The 19720-nt window shown below is 73.8% G+C and carries 10 protein-coding genes and 1 pseudogene; all 11 read right to left on the bottom strand.

The features are described from left to right. Window positions 1-19: 19 nt before the first annotated feature. Entirely contained in the window at window positions 20-769 is a 750-nt protein-coding gene (locus tag ACLJQE_RS24620; RefSeq protein ID WP_410641689.1) for an ABC transporter permease, read from the bottom strand. After that, window positions 766-1524, bottom strand: a complete 759-nt coding sequence (locus ACLJQE_RS24615) for an ABC transporter ATP-binding protein (RefSeq protein WP_410641688.1) — start codon at window positions 1522-1524, stop codon at window positions 766-768. The genes ACLJQE_RS24620 and ACLJQE_RS24615 overlap by 4 nt, the downstream gene beginning before the upstream one ends. Beyond that, entirely contained in the window at window positions 1521-2519 is a 999-nt protein-coding gene (locus ACLJQE_RS24610) for an ABC transporter substrate-binding protein (RefSeq protein WP_410641687.1), read from the bottom strand. The genes ACLJQE_RS24615 and ACLJQE_RS24610 overlap by 4 nt, the downstream gene beginning before the upstream one ends. Before the next feature lie 147 nt (window positions 2520-2666). Continuing rightward, window positions 2667-3866 (bottom strand): cytochrome P450, encoded by a 1200-nt coding sequence (locus tag ACLJQE_RS24605; protein ID WP_410641686.1) that lies wholly within the window; start codon window positions 3864-3866, stop codon window positions 2667-2669. A gap of 18 nt (window positions 3867-3884) precedes the next feature. Continuing rightward, complete coding sequence (locus ACLJQE_RS24600; protein WP_410641685.1) at window positions 3885-4736, bottom strand: acyl-ACP desaturase; 852 nt, start codon at window positions 4734-4736, stop codon at window positions 3885-3887. Further along, on the bottom strand, window positions 4733-5602 hold the full coding sequence (locus tag ACLJQE_RS24595; RefSeq protein ID WP_410641684.1) for an SAM-dependent methyltransferase: 870 nt from the start codon (window positions 5600-5602) through the stop codon (window positions 4733-4735). Before ACLJQE_RS24595 ends, ACLJQE_RS24600 begins: the two co-directional genes overlap by 4 nt. Then, on the bottom strand, window positions 5599-5877 hold the full coding sequence (locus ACLJQE_RS24590; protein ID WP_410641683.1) for an acyl carrier protein: 279 nt from the start codon (window positions 5875-5877) through the stop codon (window positions 5599-5601). Before ACLJQE_RS24590 ends, ACLJQE_RS24595 begins: the two co-directional genes overlap by 4 nt. Beyond that, window positions 5874-6404, bottom strand: a complete 531-nt coding sequence (locus tag ACLJQE_RS24585) for a PaaI family thioesterase (RefSeq protein WP_410641682.1) — start codon at window positions 6402-6404, stop codon at window positions 5874-5876. The genes ACLJQE_RS24590 and ACLJQE_RS24585 overlap by 4 nt, the downstream gene beginning before the upstream one ends. Beyond that, a complete protein-coding gene (locus ACLJQE_RS24580; protein ID WP_410641681.1) occupies window positions 6401-7267 on the bottom strand; it encodes a ferritin-like domain-containing protein in 867 nt (288 codons plus the stop codon). Before ACLJQE_RS24580 ends, ACLJQE_RS24585 begins: the two co-directional genes overlap by 4 nt. Beyond that, window positions 7264-8967, bottom strand: coding sequence for an AMP-binding protein (locus ACLJQE_RS24575; protein WP_410641772.1), 1704 nt, complete (start codon window positions 8965-8967; stop codon window positions 7264-7266). The genes ACLJQE_RS24580 and ACLJQE_RS24575 overlap by 4 nt, the downstream gene beginning before the upstream one ends. Before the next feature lie 14 nt (window positions 8968-8981). Beyond that, window positions 8982-19560: pseudogene (locus ACLJQE_RS24570) on the bottom strand (type I polyketide synthase); the annotation flags it as partial. Between the last annotated feature and the right edge of the window lie 160 nt (window positions 19561-19720).

Here is a 19720-nt window from a genome sequence, read left to right as displayed (position 1 = left end):
CCGCCGGCGGTGGGGTGGATCACCGGTGCTCTTCGGCCCACGGCAACAGCTTCCGCTCGAGGTGGGCGAGTCCGTAGAACAACGCGATGCTCATGATCGCCAGCAGGGTCATCGCGGCGAAGGCCAGCGACGTGTCGGCGCTGGCGCCGGACTGCACGATCACGAAACCGAGCCCGGCGTCGGCGCCGACGAACTCCGCGATCACCGCGCCGATGACCGCGAGGGAGACCGCCACCTTGAGCCCGACGAAGATCTGCGGCAGGGCGTACAGGAACCGCAGCTTGAAGAACTCCTGACGGCGGGAAGAATCCCACGAGCGGAGCAGCTCGACGAGCTCGTGCGGGGTGGACTTCATCCCGGACGCGGTGGAGATGACCACGGGGAAGACGCACACCAGCACGACCAGGACCACCTTCGGCCCCTGGCCGAAGCCGAACCACACCACCAGGATCGGCGCGATGGCGATCTTGGGCACCGCGTTCACGGCGAGCAGGATCGGGTAGAAAGTCCGTTCCAGGAGCGGGGAACGGACGATCAGCACCGCGAGCGGGATTCCGACCACTATGGACAGTGTGAAGCCTTCGATGGTCTCGAGCAGGGTGACCAGGCTCTGGCCGAGCAGGTATCCCGGCAGCTCGAGGAACGACGCGACCACGTCGGCCGGGCTGGGGACGAGAAACCGCTCGATCGAGAAGACGATCGTCGCCAGCCACCAGAGGCCGATGAGCACCAGCAGCCCCACGACGGGCAGCACGCGCGCCTTGCTCATGTCGCCGCGCCGTCGACCGGGGCGGTGAGCAGGTCGCGCAGCTCACGACCCGCCTGATCGACGTCGGGCCGCCCGGGCACGCGGGGCCGGGGAACGGCGAGGTCGACGATCTTGCGGAGCCTGCCGGGCCGCGGGGTGAGCACGGCCACCCGGTCGGCGAGCACGACCGCCTCCTCGATGGAGTGCGTCACGAACACGACCGTCCTGGGCTGCTCCAGCTGGATGCGTTGCAGCTCCTCCGAAAGCTCCGTCCGGGTCAAGGCGTCCAGTGCGGAGAACGGTTCGTCCATGAGCATGACCGCCGGAGCGTGGACCAGCGATCGGCACAGTGAGACCCGTTGCTGCATCCCGCCGGAAAGCTCGTGGGGCAGCCGCTTCTCGAAGCCACGCAGGCCGGCCAGCTCCAGCAGCTCGTGCGCCCGGTCCCGGTAGGCCTTCCGCTCCAGGCCGAAGATCTCGATCGGCAGCATGACGTTCGACAGCACCGACCGCCACGGCAGCAGCGCCGGGCGCTGGAACATGACCGAGACGTCCCGACGCGGCCTGGTCACCGGCTCGCCGTCGACGAAGATCCGTCCCCGGGTCGGTGGCAGCAGCCCGGCGATGAGCCGCAGCAACGTCGACTTGCCGCACCCGGACCGCCCTATGACCGCCACGAACTCCTTCTCGCCCACCTCGAAGTCGATTCCGGCGAGCGCCTGGACCGGCCCGGCCCGGCCGTCGAAGACCTGCGTCACGCCGTCCAGGACGATCACGGCTGGGGCACCAGCCCGAAGGAGACGACGTCGGCGGGGGTGAGCGCACCGGCCGGGACGGCACCGGCGTCGGTGAGGGTGCCGATGATCTTCCGCACCCGGGCCTCGGCGACCTGGCCGAGCGGGCCGGTGAAGCCGGCCGGCCGGACGTAGGACGCCATCAACCCGATCTCGGCGCCCGCCACGCCCGCGTCCTGGGCCGGCTGGTGCTTCTCGAGGATCGCGCCGAGCTCGCCGGGGTGCTCGATCGCGTAGCCGAGCCCTTTGAGCAGCGCCGCGGTGAACCGCTGCACCAGCGCGGGATTCCTGACCGCGAGCTCCTTCGAGGTGACGACCACGTTGCCGTACAGGTCGGGGACCAGGTCACCGTAGGGCAGCACGACCGCCTTCTTGCCCCGCGCCGCCGCTTCGATGAGCGGCCGGCCGACGACGAACTGCCCGATCCCGTCCACCTGCCCGCTCGCCAGCAGTTGCGGGAGGGCGGGCGGAGCGGCCGGCACGAACCGCACCGAGGCCGGGTCGATCCCGGCGGCCTTGGCGTAGACAGGGAACATCACCTGGTTGGTCGAGCCGGCCTGATCGGCGATCCTCTTCCCGGCCAGGTCCGCCGGCTTGGTGATGCCGTTGCCCTCGAGCGAGACGATCGCGGCGAGCGACCGCTGGTGCACCGCCGCGACGGCGGTCACCGGCAGCTTCTCCTTCGCCACGGTGATCGCGGTGGCGGTGAAGTCCGCCGTGCCGAACTCCGCCCGGCCCCCGGCGACCAGCTTGAGCACGTCCACCGTGCCACTGCCCGGCGTGATCGTGACCTCGAGCCCGGCTTCGGCGAAGAAGCCTTTCTCCTGGGCCACGTAGGCGTAGGCGTCACGCCCGAAGGTGCCGAACGACGTCAGGTAACCGACCTCGTCCCGGCCGGCGGGCGGTGCGCCGCCGGACCCGCCGCACGCCGTGGCGACCAGCGCGACCGCGAGCAGAACGGCCAGACCAGGCCTCATGACGCCCTCCCCGACGAAACCGACGGTCTTGTCCCGGTAGCTTCGACCTGCTTCGCGACCACGGACAACCGCTACCAGCATGAACCTCCACAGCCGGCGCTCGGTCGCCCGGCCGGGTGGCGGGCGATCACCGCGCCGGAGACCTGATCAGTGGTTGAGGCTCAGGGGGAGCCTTTCCAGGCCGCGGAAGCTCACGTTCGGCCGCCACCGCAGCTGCTCCTCGGCCACCAGCTCGATCGAACGGTACCGGGCGAGCAGCTCCCGGAACACCGTCGCCGCCTCCATCTTCCCCAGTGCTGCGCCGAGGCAGTAGTGCGGGCCGCCGCTGAAGGCCAGGTTCTTGACCGGCGGCCGGGTGACGTCGAGGCGGTCCGGGTCCGGGTAGCGCCGCGGGTCGCGGCAGGCCGCACCGAACAGCAGCATCGCCTTCGAGCCCGCCGGCAGGACCGCGTCGTCCAGGGTCACTTGTTCGTCCAGCAGCCGTGAAACGATCTGCACCGGCGCGTCGTAGCGGGTGAGCTCGTCCATCGCGCCCGGGATCAGGCCGGGGTCCGCGCGCAGCCGGTCCAGCTCGTCCGGGTGGCGCAGCAGCGCCAGCAGGCCGTTGCCGATCAGGTTCACCGTCGTCTCGTGGCCCGCCACGAACAGGAACAGCACATTCGCGATGATCTCGTGGTCGGTCAGGCGCACGCCGTCGGATTCGGCGTGCGCCAGCAGGGAAAGGATGTCGTCGCGGGGTTCGGCGCGGCGGCGGTCCAGCTCACCCGTGACGTACTCGCGGAACTCCGTCTCGGCGCGGTTCAGCTCCGCCGCGTCCTCGACGGTGATCGCCGGGTCGATCACCCGGCTGATCTGCTCGGTCCAGCTCCGGAACCGGTCGCGGTTCTCCGTCGGGAGGCCGAGCAGGTCGCAGGTCACCGTGACTGGCAGCGGCAACGCCAGGCTCGCGATCAGGTCCGTCGTCCCCTCGCCGACGGCGTCGAGCAGGCGGTTGGTCTCCGCGGCCACGCGCGGGCGGAGCCGGTCCACCGCCGCGCGCGTGAAGACCTTGCCGATGACCGCGCGGATCCGCCGGTGCGCCGGCCCGTCCAGCATCAGCATCCAGCTCCGCACGCTGGTCACCAGCGGGCTGTCCGGCCCGCCGCGGCGCCCGGCCCAGCTGCGGCTCCGGTAGAACTCGCTGGACACGCCGGGCGCCCGCAGGACGGCGTCCACGTCGGCGTAGCGCGAGAGCACCCAGAACCCGAAGTCCGACCGGTGGACCGGATCGGTCTCCCGCAGCCGCCGGTACACCGGGTACGGGTCGAGGCGCACCGCGGGGTCGCGGGGGTCGAACAGCGTGGTCATCCTGGATCGTCCCCCTGCTCAGATCGCCCGGATGCGGTGCACGAACTCGGTCAGGTCCGCCGCCGAAGCCCGGCCGCCCTCGCTCGCGAAGCCGGTGACCAGCCGGACCAGCGCGTCGTAGGCCTCGGTGTGGTCGTACGACGTCGCGTCGGTGATCTTCAGCGACCACCGCCAGTACCCGTTGAGCGTGTCGGCCAGCGGCATCCGGAACGTGGCGAGCACGTCCTTGAGGTCGGGCACCGTCGCCGCCAGGCCGTGCCGGCCGATGTAGGCGCCGACGAGCTCGCTGTAGAACGCGAAGTGCCGGGCTTCGTCACGGGCCAGCCGGTGCAGCAGGTCACGCAGCACCGGCTCCTTGGCGACGGCTTTGAACCGCTGGTAGAACAGCTGCGTCGCCTTCTCCTGCACCAGGGTGTAGGTGAACGCCTGCACCGGGGTCTCGTAGGGCAGCGCGAACTTCTTGTGCCCCTCCTGCGCCAGCTCCCACATCAGCGTGTCGGGGTCGTTGATGCCCGCCTCGATCTGGTACCTGGTCAGCACCGAGGCGTGCCGCTCCTCGTCGTTGGCCCAGGAGATCAGGAACCGGAAGTACTCCCGGTTGAAGCAGAACTCCTCGATGGCCTGGTCACCGCCGGACACCGGGAACGCCTGGAGGAAGTGGGTCAGGTACCCCGGGATGTGGTCCTCGATGAACGTGATGAACCGGACCACCGAGCGGTCGGTCTCCGTGAGCTCTTCCGGGCGCAGCGCGTCCCACGCCAGGTCGTCGACCGACCACTGCCGGGCGCCCGCGCGGCCGACCGCGAAGCCGGCCAGCCGCCGCATGTCCGCCGGGTCCAGCCCGGCGCCGGACCTCTCGGGCTGGTTCACCGCACCTCCGTCGGACCCATCCGGGACTTCACCGCGGTGAGGGCGTAGTGCTTGGTGGTGTACCCCCAGCCGGCGTTGGCGGTCCGCAGGTACCGGATGAGCGGCTCGCTCATGCCGGGCGCCACCTCCTCGACGCGGTCACGCCCGGCGTGCACGCGCTCCTCCCACTGCTCGATCGTGCGGTGGTAGTGCGCCGTCAGGTCGGTCAGCCCGGTGAGGCTGAACCCCGCCGACTCGATCGCCTCCAGCAGCACCGACGCCGGCACCATGTCGGCGAACCCGAAGATGGCGTCGGTGACGTGCACGGTGCCCGGCCGCCGCGAGAACTCGCGGTAGGTCTTGTGGTCGCGGAAGCAGCTTTCCGAGACGTACAGGGATCCGTTGCGCCGCATCAAGGAGTGCACCTTGCGCAGCACGTCGGTGCGGTCGGGCATGTGCACGATCGAGCCCAGCATGGTCACCGCGTCGAACGGCCCGGCCACCTCGACGTCGGTGAACGACCCGGGCACCAGCGTGATCAGGCCGGCGACGCCGGCCTCTTCCGCGCGCGCCCGGATGAAGTCCGCCTGCGGCCCGGACGGCGTCACGCCGGTCGCGTGGCAGCCGTACTCCTGGGCCATGAAGAGGATCAGGCTGCCCCAGCCGCAGCCGATGTCGAGCAGCCGTTCCCCGCCGCGCAGGCCCAGCCGGCGCGCGACGAAGTGCAGCTTGTTCGTCTGCGCCTCGTCGAGGCCCGTGTGCTCGTCGTCGTACAGCCCGGAGCTGTACTTCAACCGGCGGTCCAGGTAGAGCGCGAACAACTCGGGCGGCAGCTCGTAGTGCTTGTTCGTCGCTTCGCGCGCCTGCTGCGGGGTCGGCGCGGTCATGACCCCGCCGGCTCGCCGCCGCCGATGCCCTTCTGCACCAGCGTGACCAGCTCGTCGACGGTCTTGACCGCGAAGATCTCCTCGTCCTCGAACTCGACGTCCCACCGGCGCTCCAGTTTGGACACCACGCGCAGCATCTTCATCGAGTCGGCGCCGGGCAGGTCCCGCAGCACGTCGGCCGGGCCGATGCCGTCGGCGGAGATCTTCAGCTCGGCGGCGAGGGTTTCGGTGGTGGTGGCCGCGATCTCCTCGCGGGTGGTCGTGTCGGTGCTCATGACTCTCCTGTTCCGTGGTCGAAGTAGTGGCGGACGCGGCCGAACGTGGCCTCGTCCAGGTCCATCAGGTCCCGGGCCTGCTCGGAGCGGATCGGCTGGAAGGTGCCGCGCGCCATGACGTGCACCTCGCCGTCCGGCCCGGTGATCTCGGCTTCGGTGTGCAGCACCCCGTTGCCGCGGCCGGTGATCCGCGCGGTCGTCGCGTACCGCACGCCGACCCGCAGCGGCAGCAGCATCCGGCTGCTCAGGCTCACCGAGAACGCGAGCATGCCGTGCACGAGCGCGAGGGTGTCGCCCATGACCTCGTCCAGCAGCACCTGGACGATGCCGCCGTGCACGATCCCCGGGTAGGACGCGTAGTCCTCGGAGAACACGGTCTCGGCGGCGAACTCCCCCTCGGCCAGTTTCCGCATGCGCAGCTTGAGCCCGACGGGGTTGCGCGGTGAGCAGCCGAAGCAGTTGAACGCGGGTTCGGCCTGCCAGGGGAACTCGATCTCTTCCCCCACCCGGAACGAGCTGACGGTCATACCGCCGCCTCGGCCTTGATCGACTCTTCGGCGATCGCGCGCCGGACGTCGGCCATCTTCGTCAGCGGGTACCCGGTGATCGTGGAGAAGTACTTGAACAGCTGCTCGCAGCACTTGGCCCACTCGGCGCCGTCCTCGTCGACCTCGGCGAAGTAGGCGAACATCTCGTCGATCGTCTCGTGCCCGGCCAGCTCCGGCAGGTTGCCCTTGAAGCGGCTCACCGGGTGCCGGTACAGGTCGCGGGTGGTGCCCATGTAGATGTAGAGCGTCTCGAAGACCGACACGAGCTCTTCGGGATGCTCGGCCAGCTGCCGGGCCGTGTAGTGCACGAACTCGCGGGCGTGCCGGGCTTCGTCCCCGCTCGCCTTGCGCAGGATCTCCGCGAGCACCGGCTCGTCCATGCTGCGGGCCACGCACTTGTAGGCGTGCGTGGCGAGCACCTCGCAGATGACGTTGGTGGCCAGGGTCGCCGCGCGGGTGACGCCCGGCGGGTAGGCCTCGCGCATCGACGCGATCGTGCGGTGCTCGATGCGGTGCCCGGCCAGCTGCAGCCAGGTCTGGAACGCGAGGTGGTGCTGGATCTCCTGGTACCCCCAGATGCAGGTGAACTGGGAGAAGTCGTAGTCCATGCCGAACTCGTTGAGCAGGCCGTGCGTCGCGGCGACCACATTGGACTCGCCGATGATGGCGCCCTTGGCGAAGATCACGTGCTCGGGCCGCACCAGCTCCGGCCGGAAGTCCGGCCACGGGATGTGGTGCAGCTCCCAGGTGGCGTGCTGGTACTCGGCGAAGATCCGGGCGCTGTGCATCTCCTCGTCGGCCAGCAGGGGCACGCCGGCCCGCGATGTCGTCCTGGTGTTCACACTCGTTCTCCTCGGGCGTCGGGGGCGGTCTCGGTGACTTCGGCTTGGCCCGCCGCGAGCCGCTGGGCGGCCAGCACGCGCTGCCACTTCCCGCTCGTGGTGCGCGGGATCCAGCGCGGCTTGACGGGGTAGATCTCCACCCGCGGCAGGTCGACCTCGGCGGCGATCCGCCGCCGGACCTCGGCGCTCACGGCCGCGGCGTCCCCGGCGGTCTCGACGATCACCCCGATCCGCTCACCGCCTTCGTCGTCGGTGTCGGCGAAGGCGACGCACCGGCCGCGGTAGACGCCCGGCACGGTCCGGGCGACCTTCTCGACGTCGTCGGGGAAGAAGTTCTGGCCGTGCACCACGACCATCTCCTTGCGCCGTCCCGTGACGTACAGCTCGCCGTCGAGCAGGAACCCGAGGTCCCCGGTGCGCAGCCAGCCGTCGTCGAACGCGGCCGCGGTCGCCTCGGGGTCGCGGAAGTAGCCGGTGGTCACCGACTCGCCGCTGATCTGGATCTCGCCCAGCTCGCCGTCGGCGGCGACGGCGCCGCTGTCGCGCACCACCCGCAGGGTGATGCCGTGGACCGCGCGGCCGACCGAGACCACCGGCTTGGCCCCGGCCGCCGACTCGGCGACCGGGCGCGCGACGCCGGCGCCGCCGAGCTCCTGGCGGTCGACCGCGCGGACGCGCGCGACCGAGCCGGGGTCGGGGTAGCTGATCGACAGGGTGGCTTCGGCCATGCCGTACACCGGGTACATCACCGACGCGTCGACGCCGCTGGGGGCGAAGGCTTCGGTGAACCGGCGCACGGTCGTCGCGCTGACCGGTTCCGCGCCGTTGAAGGCCAGCCGCCAGCCGGACAGGTCCAAAGTGGCCAGCCGCTCGGCCGGCACGCGGTCGACGAGGTAGTCGTAGGCGAAGTTGGGGCCAGTCATCACCGTGCCGCCGTGCGCGGCGAAGTGCTCGAGCACCGCTTCCGGCCGCCGCAGGAACGTGGTCGGCGGGAAGACGTGCACGTCCGCGCCGTTGAGCCAGTGCGACTGCAGCCCGATCAGGCCCATGTCGTGGAACGTCGGCACCCACTGCAGGAACACGTCGTCGGGGCTGAAGCCCCCGGAGACCACGCAGGACCGCAGCCCGGCCATGGTCGTCGCGTGCGGCAGCAGCACGCCCTTGGGCAGGCTCGTGCTGCCCGAGGTGAACTGCACGATGGCCAGCGCGTCCGGCTCGACGGCGGGCAACGAGCGCGCGTCGCCGGTGGCGCCGGGCACGGCCGGAGCCACCAGGGTCACGCCGGTGCCGAGTTCGAGGAGCGCGTCGCCGAGGTCGCCGTAGCCGGGGTCCAGGACGAGCCGGCGCATGCCCGCGGCGGTCACGATCCGCGCCAGCCGTCGCGCGGTGTTGGGCACGTCCGCGAAGCCGGCCTGGACCGGCAGCACGCTCACCGCGGCGCCGGCCCGCCACAGGCCGTAGATCGTGGTGAGGAACCGGGCCGCGGTGGGCACCAGCACGCCGACGACGTCGCCGGGGCGCACGCCGGCGCGGAGGAACTCGTGCGCGGCGGCGGTGGCGGCCAGGTCCAGCTCGGCCGCGGTGATCCCGTCGCCGGCCGCGGGGAACCTGGCCCGCGCTTCGGGCGTCGATTTCGCCAGCAGGGCAAGGCTTTCGCCCAGGGTGTGCCCGGCCAGCCGGGCGGTTCGCTTGGGTGGCACGCTGAATCCCCTCAGGTGGTCGTCGTCTGGTCCGGTTTCCCGTTGCCCGTGCGCGGAAAGGTGTGGCGCATCCAGTCCCCGATCAGCGCCGCCGTGTCCGCGGCGTGTTCCTCCAGGATCGTGAAGTGGTTGCCGGGAGCCATGGCGAGCGTGTGCTCGAACGGCCAGACCGGCGCCCAGTCCGGCGGCCACCCCTCCAGCGGTTCGGCCGCGCGGACGAACAGCACCGGGATCGGCAGCTCGGCCGGCGTCCAGTCGAACTCCTGGTAGTGCAGCATCGCGGTGATCCAGCCGTCGTCGCCGGGGACCGCGAGGTCCGGGTTGTCCATCCGGGCCTGGGCCTCCTCGCCGAGCCCGGGCAGCAGGCGGACCAGCCGCTGGTGCTCGCTGGGGACGTAGCTGTCCAGCACCACCACGCCGGCGGGCGGCGTGCCCAGCTCGTGCAGCCGCCGCGCGATCTGGTGCGCGACCAGGCCACCGGCCGACAGCCCGGCCAGCACGAACGGCTGGTCGCCCAGTTCGGCACGCAGGCCGGCCGCGTGCAGGTCCAGCAGCAGTTCCCGGGTCCGGGGCAGCGCCTCGGCGCGGCGGTAGCCCGGGTGCCGCAGCGCCCAGACGTCCCGTTCGCCCTTGAAGGACTTGGCCAGGCGCGCGAACTGCACCGGGTCGGACATGCCGACGATGCCCGGGACGCACACCAGCGCGGGGTGTCCCGGGCCGCCGGTGAGCCGGACCGGTGCCGGCGGCTCCGGCAGCTCGGCGGCCGAGGTCAGGAACGTGCGGGTCACCTGCCAGTCGGAGTCCCGGGTGAGCAGCACCGACTCGCGCATGCGCGCGCTGTCCTCGTCGATCACCTCTTCCGCGCCGGTGGCCAGCAGCTCGGCCAGGTGCCGGGCGAGCACCACCGGGCTGGGGTGGTCGAAGGTCACCGTCGCGCGCAGCCGCAGCCGCAGCACCGCGGCCAGCCGGTTGCGGATGCGGACCGCGGCCAGTGAGTCGACGCCGATTTCGAGGAACCCGGCGGTCGGGCGCAGCTCCCCGGCGTCGTCGTGGCCGAGGGTGGCCGCGACGGTCGTCAGGACGAGGTCGACCAGGGCCTGTTCGCGCTCGGGGCCGGCGAGGCCGTCCAGCCGCTGCCGCAGGTCGCCGTCCCCGTCGTCCGGCCGCTCGGCCAGCTCCCGCAGCAGGGGCCGGCCCGCGGCGGCCTCCGGGGTGAACCGGGCGGGCACCAGCACGGGGTCGCGCAGCGACACCGCGACGTCGAACAGCGCGAGTGCTTCCTCGGTGGACAGCGCTTCCGGCGCGGCCGGGAGGTGCCGGGTCAGGTCGCTGCGCTCGGCCCAGCGCCCCCACGCGAGCGAGACCGCGGGCAGGCCGAGTGCGTGGCGCCGGTGGGCGAGCGCGTCGAGCACCGCGTTCGCGGCGGCGTAGTTCGACTGGCCGCCGCTGCCCGCGGTGGCCGCGGCCGAGGAGAACAGCACGAACGCCTTGAGCGGCTGGTCCTTCGTCAGTTCGTGCAGGTGCAGCGCGGTCTCCGCCTTCGGCCGCAGCACCTCGTCCAGCCGCTGTGGGGTCATCGCCGACACGACACCGTCGGCGAGCGCGCCTGCCGCGTGCACGATGATCGTCGGCCGGTGCTCGGCGAGCAGCCGGGCCAGCTGGTCCGGGTCGGTGACGTCGCAGGCGGCCACGACGGCCGTCGCGCCGAGCCCGGCGAGTTCGGCCACCAGGTCCGCCGCACCGCCACGGCGGCCGGCCAGCACCAGCCGCCGCACGCCGTGCCCGGTCACCAGGTGCCGGGCGAGGAGGCCGCCGAGGGTCCCGGTGCCGCCGGTGATCAGCACGACGTCCTCGGCGCCGGCGAACCGCGTGGGCGCCGGCACGAACGCCCGCACCAGGCGGCGCGCCAGCAGCACTCCCCCGCGCAGCGCGAGCTCGGGCTCGCCGGTGCCCAGCGCGGCGGCCACGGTCAGCGGCGTGACGTCGTCGGCGTCGAGCAGCACGAACCGGCCGGGCTCCTCGGTCTGGGCCGAACGCACCAGGCCGCTCACGCCCGCGCCGGCCAGGTCGCCGACCTCGTCGCCGGTCCGGGCGGCGACCGCGCCCGCGGTCCGGAAGACCAGCTTCGACGCGGCGAAGGCCGGGTGGGCGAGCCACCACTGCACCAGCTCCAGCGCGCGGTGGACCGACTCCCGCACCGATGCGCCGCCGACGGTGACGAGCGCCGCGCCCGGCACCGGTTCCCCCGCCACGACCGCGGCGGCCAGCGCGTTCAGGTCGGCGAAGGCGGGGAACCGGCCGGTGTCCGTGCCGACGGCCACGACCGTGCCCACCGCGCTGCCCGTGGCGGGCACTTCGACCCACTTCTCCCGGAACAGCGCGTCCCGGGGCACGTCGTCGCGGGCTGCGGCCGGCCGCAGCACCAGCGAGCCCACCGACAGCACCGGCGTGCCTTCGCCGTCGGCGACGTCCAGCCGCACCGAGCCGTCCACCGCACCACGCAGGCGCACCCGCAGCGCCGCCGGACGCGCGGCGTGCGCGGTCACGTCGGCCCAGCTGAACGGCAGCACCGGCCCGTCGGTCACCGGCCCGCCGCCGGCGAAGCCGAGGGCGTGCAGGGCGGCGTCCAGCAGTGCCGGGTGGACGGTGAAGCCCCGGGTGTCGACCGGGCAGCCGATCTCGGCGAAGACCTCGTCGCCGCGTCGCCACACCGCACGCAGTCCTTGGAAGGCGGGGCCGTAACGCAGTCCCCGCTCGACCAGGGCGGCGTAGTGCCCGCTGTGCGCGACGGGTTCCGCGCCTTCGGGCGGCCACGCGCCGATCGGCTCGGGTTCCGCCTGCCGCGGCCCGAGGAGCCCTTGACCGTGCCGGACCCACGTCGCGCCGGCCTTCGCGGACAGCTCGAGGCCGCGGTGCCCGGCCGCGTCCGGCGCACCGACGCGCAGCTGGACGGCGACCGTCGTGTCGTCCGGCAAGAGCAACGGCCGCTCCAGCGTGAGCTCCTTGACCACCGGGCACCGAGCGGCCACGCCGGCCTGCAGGGCGAGTTCGAGCCAGGCGGTGCCGGGCAGGACCACTTCGCCGAGGACGCGGTGGTCGGCCAGCCACGGCGTCTCCGCCGTCGACAGCCGGCCGGCCAGCACGAGCTCGCCGGTGCCTGCCAGCTCGACCGGCGGGTCGAGGACGGGGTGCGTGCTGCGCCGGCTTTCCTTCCGCGTCAGCCAGAACCGCTTGCGCTCGAAGGGATACGTCGGCAGCTCGGCGAACCCGGGCGTGCCCGGCTCGCCCAGCGCCGTCCACTTCGGGCTCAGACCGCGGACGTACACCTCGGCCAGCGCGCCGAAGAACGCGTCCCGGCCGCTTTCGGTGCGGCGCAGCGTCCCGGTGACGACGGCGCCGTCCCCGACGGCCGCGAGCACCGCGGGCACGAGCACCGGGTGCGGCCCGACCTCGACGAAGAACGTGTGCTCCGGCACCGGGAGCCCGGCCAGCGCCTCGGCGAAGCGCACCGGCTGACGCAGGTTCCGGTACCAGTAGCCGGCGTCGAGCTCGGCGCCGGTCAGGACGCTCGCGGTCACCGAGGAGTGGAACGGGATCTCCGCGGCCCGTGGGGTGATCGGGGCCAGTTCGGCGAGCAGCCGGTCGCGGGCCGGCTCGACGGCCGGCGAGTGCGACGCGTAATCGACATCGAGGCGCCGGGCCTTGATCCCGGACCCGGCCAGCTCGGCCACCAGTGCGTCGAGCGCCGCGGGGTCCCCGGCGACGACCACGGCGTCCGGTCCGTTGACCGCGGCGATCGACAGCCGCTCGTCGAGGCGGGGGCCCAGCAGATCGGCCGAAAGCTCGACCGAGGCCATGCCGCCGAGGCCGGACAACGCGGTCAGCGCCTTCGCGCGGCGGCTGACGACGAGCGCGGCGTCGTCCAGGGTCAGCGCGCCCGCGACGTGAGCGGCGGCGATCTCACCCTGGCTGTGGCCCACGACGGCGTCCGGCTCGACGCCGGAAGCACGCCAGACGGCGGCGAGCGACACCATCACCGCGAACAACGCGGGCTGCACGACGTCGACGCGGTCCAGCGACGGCGCGTCCGGCTCCTGCCGCAGCACGGCCAGGAGGTCCCAGTCCGTGTGCGGCGCCAGCGCGCGGGCACAGCGTTCGACGTGCTCGCGGAACAGCGGCGAACCGTCGAGCAGGTCCGCGGCCATGCCCGCCCATTGGCCGCCCTGGCCGGGGAAGACGAACACGACCTTGCCGGTCAGGTCGGCGACGCCGCGGACCAGGCCGGGGGTGATGGAGTCGTAGGCCAGCACGTCCAGCGCCATCCGCGGGTCTTCGTCGAGCACGACGGCGCGGTGCTCGAACGTGCTGCGCGTCGTGATCAGCGCGTGCGCCACGGCCACCGGGTCCCGGCCGTCCAGGTGGGACAGCAGCTGCCCGGCCTTGGCCGGCAGCGCGGACTCGGTGCGCGCGGACAGCACCCAGGGCAGCTGCTCCTTCGCCGACGGCGCGGCGGCGCGGTCCGGTGCCTCTTCGACGACCACGTGCGCGTTCGTGCCGCTGATGCCGAACGCGGACACCCCCGCCCGGCGCGGCCGCTCGCCGTCCGGCGGCCAGTCCCGGTTCTCGGTGAGCACCTCCACGGCGCCCGTCCAGTCCACTTGGGACGAGCGGGTGCCCGCGTGCAGGGTCCGGGGCAGCGTGCGGTGGCGCAGGGCGAGCACCACCTTGAGCAGGCCGGCGACTCCGGCCGCGGCCTGGCTGTGCCCGATGTTGGACTTGATCGAGCCGATGGCGAGCGGGGTGGCGCGGTCCCCGCCGAACACCGCCTGCAGGGCCGCGACCTCGACGGGGTCGCCGAGCCGGGTGCCGGTGCCGTGCGCCTCGACGGCGTCGATGTCGCGGCTCTGCAGGCCCGCGTCGGCCAGCGCGGCGCGGATGACCCGCTGCTGGGCCAGTCCGCTGGGCGCGGTCAGGCCGTTGGACGCGCCGTCGGAGTTGACCGCGGTGCCGCGGACCACGGCCAGCACGGGGTGATCGTGCTCGAGAGCGTCGGACAGCCGTTCCAGCACGACGACGCCGGCGCCTTCGCCCCAGCCGACACCGTCCGCCGTGTCGCCGAAGGCCTTGCAGCGGCCGTCGGCCGCGAGGGCGCCCTGCTGTTCGAACGCGCGGTAGACGCCGGGGGTGGACATCACCAGCGCGCCGCCGGCCAGCGCGAGGTCGCACTCTCCCCCGCGCAGCGCGCGCACCGCCAGGTGCAGCGCCACCAGCGAGGACGAGCACGCGGTGTCGACCGAGACCGACGGCCCTTCCAGCCCGAGCACGTAGGCGATCCGCCCGGACACCACGGCCGCCGACGTGCCGGTCGCCAGGTGGTCGGGGTGCGCGTCGAGGTGGGACAGCAGCAGCTGCCGGTAGTCCTGGTCGCTCGTGCCGGCGAAGACGCCGGTGCGGGAGCCGCGCAGGCCGGCCGGGTCGATCCCGGCCCGCTCCAGTGCCTCCCAGGAGACCTCCAGCAGCAGCCGCTGCTGCGGGTCCATCGACTCGGCTTCGCGCGGGCCGATGCCGAAGAAGGCGGCGTCGAACCACGCGGGGTCGGCGAGGAAGCCGCCCGCGCCGGTCAGCTCGGCCGGCCAGCCGCGGTCGGCGGGGAACGCCGTCACGGCGTCTTCGCCGTCCTCGACCAGCCGCCACAGCGCGTCGGGGTCGGCCACCCCGCCCGGGAACCGGCAGCCCATCCCGACGATCGCGATCGGCTCGCGCGCCCGCGCCTGCACCGCGCGCAGCCGTTCCCGGGTGTCCCGCAGCGCGGTCGTCACCCGGTCCAGCGTGGCGAGCACCGCGTTGTCGTCAGCCATCGATGAGATCCTCCTGTGCCAGCAAGACTTCCCGTTCGGCTCGGCTCAGCACGTCCACTTCGGACGCTTCGGTCGTCTCTTCGGCCGCCGCCGGGGTTTCCGGCGCTGCGGACGGCACGTCCGTGAGCGCGGCTTCGAGGTAGCCGGCCAGCGCGACGGGGGTGGGGTGGTCGAAGAAGGCGCTCGCGGGCACCCGCAGCCCGGTCCGCGCGCCGAGCTGGTTGCGCAGCTCGACCACCCCCAGCGAGCTGAGCCCCTGTTCGTGGAAGGGCCGGCCCGGCTGGATCGGCGCGGCGGAGGCGTGCCCGAGGATCGATGCGGTGTGCCGGCAGACCAGGTCGCGCAGTTCGCGGCGGCGCTGCGCGGCCGAGAGCCCCGCCAGCCGCAGCGTGGCCGGCCCGGCCGCCGGTTCGGCGCCGGCCGGGCTCCGGCGGGCTTCCGGCAGTTCCGCGAGCAGCGGGCTGGGCCGGGTGCCGGCGAACACCGGCAGGAACCGGTCCCAGTCGACGTCGGCGAGCACGAGGCCGGACTCGTCACCGGCGACGGCCGTCGCCAGCGCGGCCAGGGCCACACCGGGGTCGAGCACGGTCATCCCGTTGCGGCGCAACCGGTTCCCGACGACCGCCGCGTCCGCGCCGTCCACGGCCATGCCGCCGTCGCCCCACGGTCCCCAGGCCAGCGCGGTCGCCGCCAGCCCGTCGGCGCGCCGTTGCTCGGCCAGCGCGTCGAGGTAGGCGTTGGCCGCCGCGTAGTTGGCCTGCCCGGCGTTGCCGACGGCTCCGGACGCGGAGGAGAACAGCACGAACGCCTCGAGCCCGCCGGTGAGTTCGTGGAGGTGGCGGGCGCCGTCGGCCTTGCCGCGCAGGACCCGGGCGAGCCGCGGCGGGTCCAGCGCGCCGATGACGCCGTCGTCGAGCACGCCGGCCGCGTGGGCGACCGCGGTCAGCGGCCGGTCGGCGGGGATCGTGGCGAGCAGGTCCGCCACGGCCCGCCGGTCGGCGACGTCACAGGCGGCCGTTTCGACCTCGGCGCCGAGCGCGGTCAGCTCGGCGACGAGGGCGGGGTCGTCGGCGTGCCGGCCGGTCAGCAGGAGCCGCTGGACGCCTTCGGTGGCCAGCCACCGCGCCAGGCGACGGCCCAGCGCGCCGAACGCGCCGGTGATCAGCGTGGTGCCGCGCCGCGGCCAGCCGGTGACGGCCCGGTGCGCGGCCGGTGCCCGCACCAGGCGCCGGGCGAACACCCCGGACGCGCGGACCGCGACCTGGTCCTCCGCGCCGCCCAGCACCCCGGCCAGCCGTTCGGCCGCGGCCCGGTCCACCGTCTCCGGCAGGTCGGCCAGGCCGCCCCACCACAGCGGGTGCTCCAGCGCCGCGACGCGGCCGAGGCCCCACACCATCGCCTGCCCGGGCGCGCCGAGCCGGTCACCGGCTCCGGTCGACACCGCGGACCGGGTCACGCACCACACCGGCACGTCGAGGTCGAGGTCGACGGCGGCCTGCACGAGTGCGGTGGTCAGCGCGAGCCCGGCGGGCACCCCGGGGGTGCCCGGGTGCGGCAGTTCGTCGAGCGCCAGCAGGGAGACGAAGCCGTCCACCGGCCCGCTGTCGCGGAGGAGCCCGGCGATCTCCGCGCGGGAGGCGCCCGCGTCGACGGCCAGCACGGCGCCGTCGAGCGCGGCGACGAGCGGCTCGGGTACGGGCTGCCCGGCGGAGTGCAGGACGACCCAGTTGCGCTTCGTGGCGATGGAGTCCGCGACCGGCTGCCAGCTGATCCGGTACCGCAGCCGGTCCGCCTCGGCGCTTTGGTCGCGGCCGCGCCGCCAGCGCGCCAGCACGGGCAGCAGCTCGGCGACGTCGAGGTCGGTGCCCAGCAGCTTGCCGAACCGCTCGGCGTCCCCGCCGTCGACGGCGTCCCAGAACTCCGCGTCCGCGCCGCGCGGGGCTTCCGGTGGCTTCTCGGGCAGCAGCCAGAACCGGCGGCGCTGGAAGGCGTAGGTGGGCAGGGCCACCGGCCGCGCGCCGCTCCCGGCGAACCAGGCGGCCCAGTCCGGTCCGTGCCCGCGCACGTGCAGCGCGGCGACCGCGCCGAGCACGTCGTCGTCCCGGACACCGGGCACCACGACCGTGTCGACGGCGTCGTCCAGGCACTCCGCGGCCGGCTCGGTCAGGGCCGCCCCGGGGCCGACCTCCAGGAACGTGGTGGCGCCCTCGCCGGCGAGCACGCGCACGCCGTCGGCGAACCGGACGGTTTCGCGGGCGTGGCTCACCCAGTAGTCCGGTGCGGACAGCTGCTCGTCCGTGGCGATCCGGCCGGTGACGGCCGAGACCACGGGGATCCGGGCCGTCCGGAAGTCCAGGCTCGCCACGACCTCCCGGAAGCCGGCCAGCATCGGCTCCACCAGCTCGGAGTGGAACGCGTGGGAGGCCTGCAGCCGGCTGGTCCGGCGGCCCTGCCGCCGGAACCGTCCGGCCACCGCCGAAACGGCGTCGGCGGCGCCGGAAAGCACCACCGAACGCGGCCCGTTGACCGCGGCCACCGAGACTCCGGGCGGCAGCTCCCCGAGCTCGTCCGGTGTGGCGGACACCGCCCACATGCCCCCCGCTTCGGGCAGGGCCTGCATGAGCGAGCCCCGCGCGACAACCATCCGGCACGCGTCCGCCAGCGACAGCACCCCGGCGACGTGCACCGCGGCCAGCTCGCCGACCGAATGGCCGAGCAGCAGGTCCGGCCGGATGCCCCAGTGCTCCAGCAACCGGAACAACGCGACCTCGAACGCGAACAACGCGGGCTGCGCGAACTCCGTCCGGTCGAGGCGGTCCTGGTCGGCGCCGAACACGACGTCACGCAGCGGCACGGTCAGCTCGGCGCACACGTCGTCGAACGCCCGCGCGAAAACCGGGTGGCGCTCGGCCAGCCGCCGGCCCATCCCGATGCGCTGGCTTCCCTGTCCGGTGAACAGGAAGGCCAGGCCGCCGTCCCCGGCCGCGCCGGTCGTCAGAGCGGGGTCGGTCCGGCCGGCCGCCAGCGCGGTCAGCGCGCGGATGAGCTGCGGGCGATCGCCGCCGGTGAGGACGGCCCGGTGCGTCAAGGCGGCCCGGGTGGTGGCCAGTGAGAACCCGAGGTCGTGGACGTCGGTCCCGGGGCCGGTCGCGCGGTGCGCGAGCAACCGGGCCGCCTGGGCCCGCAGCGCGTCCGGCGAACCGGCCGAAAGTGTCCACAGTGGATCAGTGACGGCACCGGTGTGCGCGGGGGTTTCCTCCGGCGCCGCCGCCGGTTGCTCCAGGATCACGTGGGCGTTGGTGCCGCCGATGCCGAACGACGAGACGCCGGCCCGCCGGACGGTGTCCCGCTCCGGCCACGCGGTGGCTTCGGTGACGAGCCGGAGGCCGCCGGTCCAGTCCACGTGGGAGCTGGGCCGGTCGACGTTGAGCGTGGCCGGGATCCGGCCGTGCCGCATCGCCAGCACCATCTTGAGCACCCCGGCCGCTCCGGCCGCGGCCTGGGTGTGGCCGAGGTTGGACTTGAGCGAGCCGACGAGCAGCGGCCGGCCGGGCGGGCGGTGCGCGCCGTAGACCGCCGCGAGCGCCCCGGCTTCGATCGGGTCGCCGAGCTTCGTGCCCGTGCCGTGCGCCTCGACGACGTCCACGTCGGCGGGCCGGATCCCGGCGTCGGCGAGCGCCGTGGCCAGCAGCCGCTGCTGGGCGGCGCCGTTGGGAGCGGTGAGGCCGTTGCTCGCGCCGTCGGAGTTGACCGCGGAGCCGGCGATCAGCGCGAGGACCGGGTGGCCGTTGCGGCGGGCGTCGGAATAGCGCTCCAGCACGAACATCCCGCCGCCTTCGCCCCACGCGGTGCCGTCGGCGCCTTCGGCGAACGGTTTCACCCGCGCGTCCGGCGCCAGCCCGCCCTGCCGGCTGAATTCGACGAAGACGGTGGGCGAGGACAACACGGCCACCCCGCCGGCCAGCGCGAGCGAGCACTCGCCGCGGCGCAGGGCGGAAGCGGCCAGGTGCACGGCGACGAGCGACGACGAACACGCCGTGTCGACCGAGAGGTTGGGCCCCTGCAGGCCGAAGGTGAACGAGATCCGCCCGGACGCGACGCTGCACACGGTCCCGATCGCCAGGTTCTCGCGCGTGCCGAGACCACCGGCGCCGTAGTCGTCGTGGGCCACCCCCGCGTAGACGCCGGTGTCGCTGCCGCGCAGCGTCGCCGGGTCGATGCCGGCCTGCTCGAACGCCTCCCAGGCCAGCTCCAGCAGCAGCCGCTGCTGCGGGTCCATCTCGAGCGCCTCGTGCCCGCCGATGCCGAAGAAGGCGTTGTCGAACTCGGCGGCGTCGTGCAGGAAGGCGCCCTCACGCACGTAACTGGTGCCCGGCCGGACGCGGTCCGGGTCGTGGAGGGCCTCGACGTCCCACCCGCGGTCGCCGGGCATCGGCCCGAGCACCGACCGGCCGCCGTCGACGACCCGCCACAGGTCGTCCGGGTTCTGCACACCGCCGGCGAAGCGGCAGCTCATGCCGACGATGGCGATCGGCTCGCCGGACGCGGCGCGCCGGGACACGACGGCGGCCGGCCGGGGCGCGCTGCCGTCCAGGTGCTCCGCCAGCCGCTCCGGGGTCGGGTGGTCGAACAACGCGGTCGTGGCGATCGGCAGCCCGGTCCGCCGGCGCAGCGCGCGGACCAGCTCCACCGCCGCGACGGAATCCAGGCCCAGTTCCAGGAAGGTCCGGTCCGCCCGGTAGCCCGCGCCGGTCAACGCCTCGGTCTCGGTCCGGATGAGCCGGGCCAGGTCCCGGACGGGCGGCCGGGTCGCAACGGGTTCGGCGACCTCGGTGGGCAGGTGGATCCGCCGTCCCCCGGCGATTTCCGGCCACGCGAGCGGCACGCCGTGCCCG

Origin of the sequence: Amycolatopsis sp. lyj-346, from assembly GCF_046548975.1 — a bacterium.
Taxonomy (GTDB): Bacteria; Actinomycetota; Actinomycetes; order Mycobacteriales; family Pseudonocardiaceae; genus Amycolatopsis.
The sequence above is the reverse complement of the archived record's forward strand: the minus strand, read 5'-3'. Positions and strand labels throughout refer to the sequence as shown.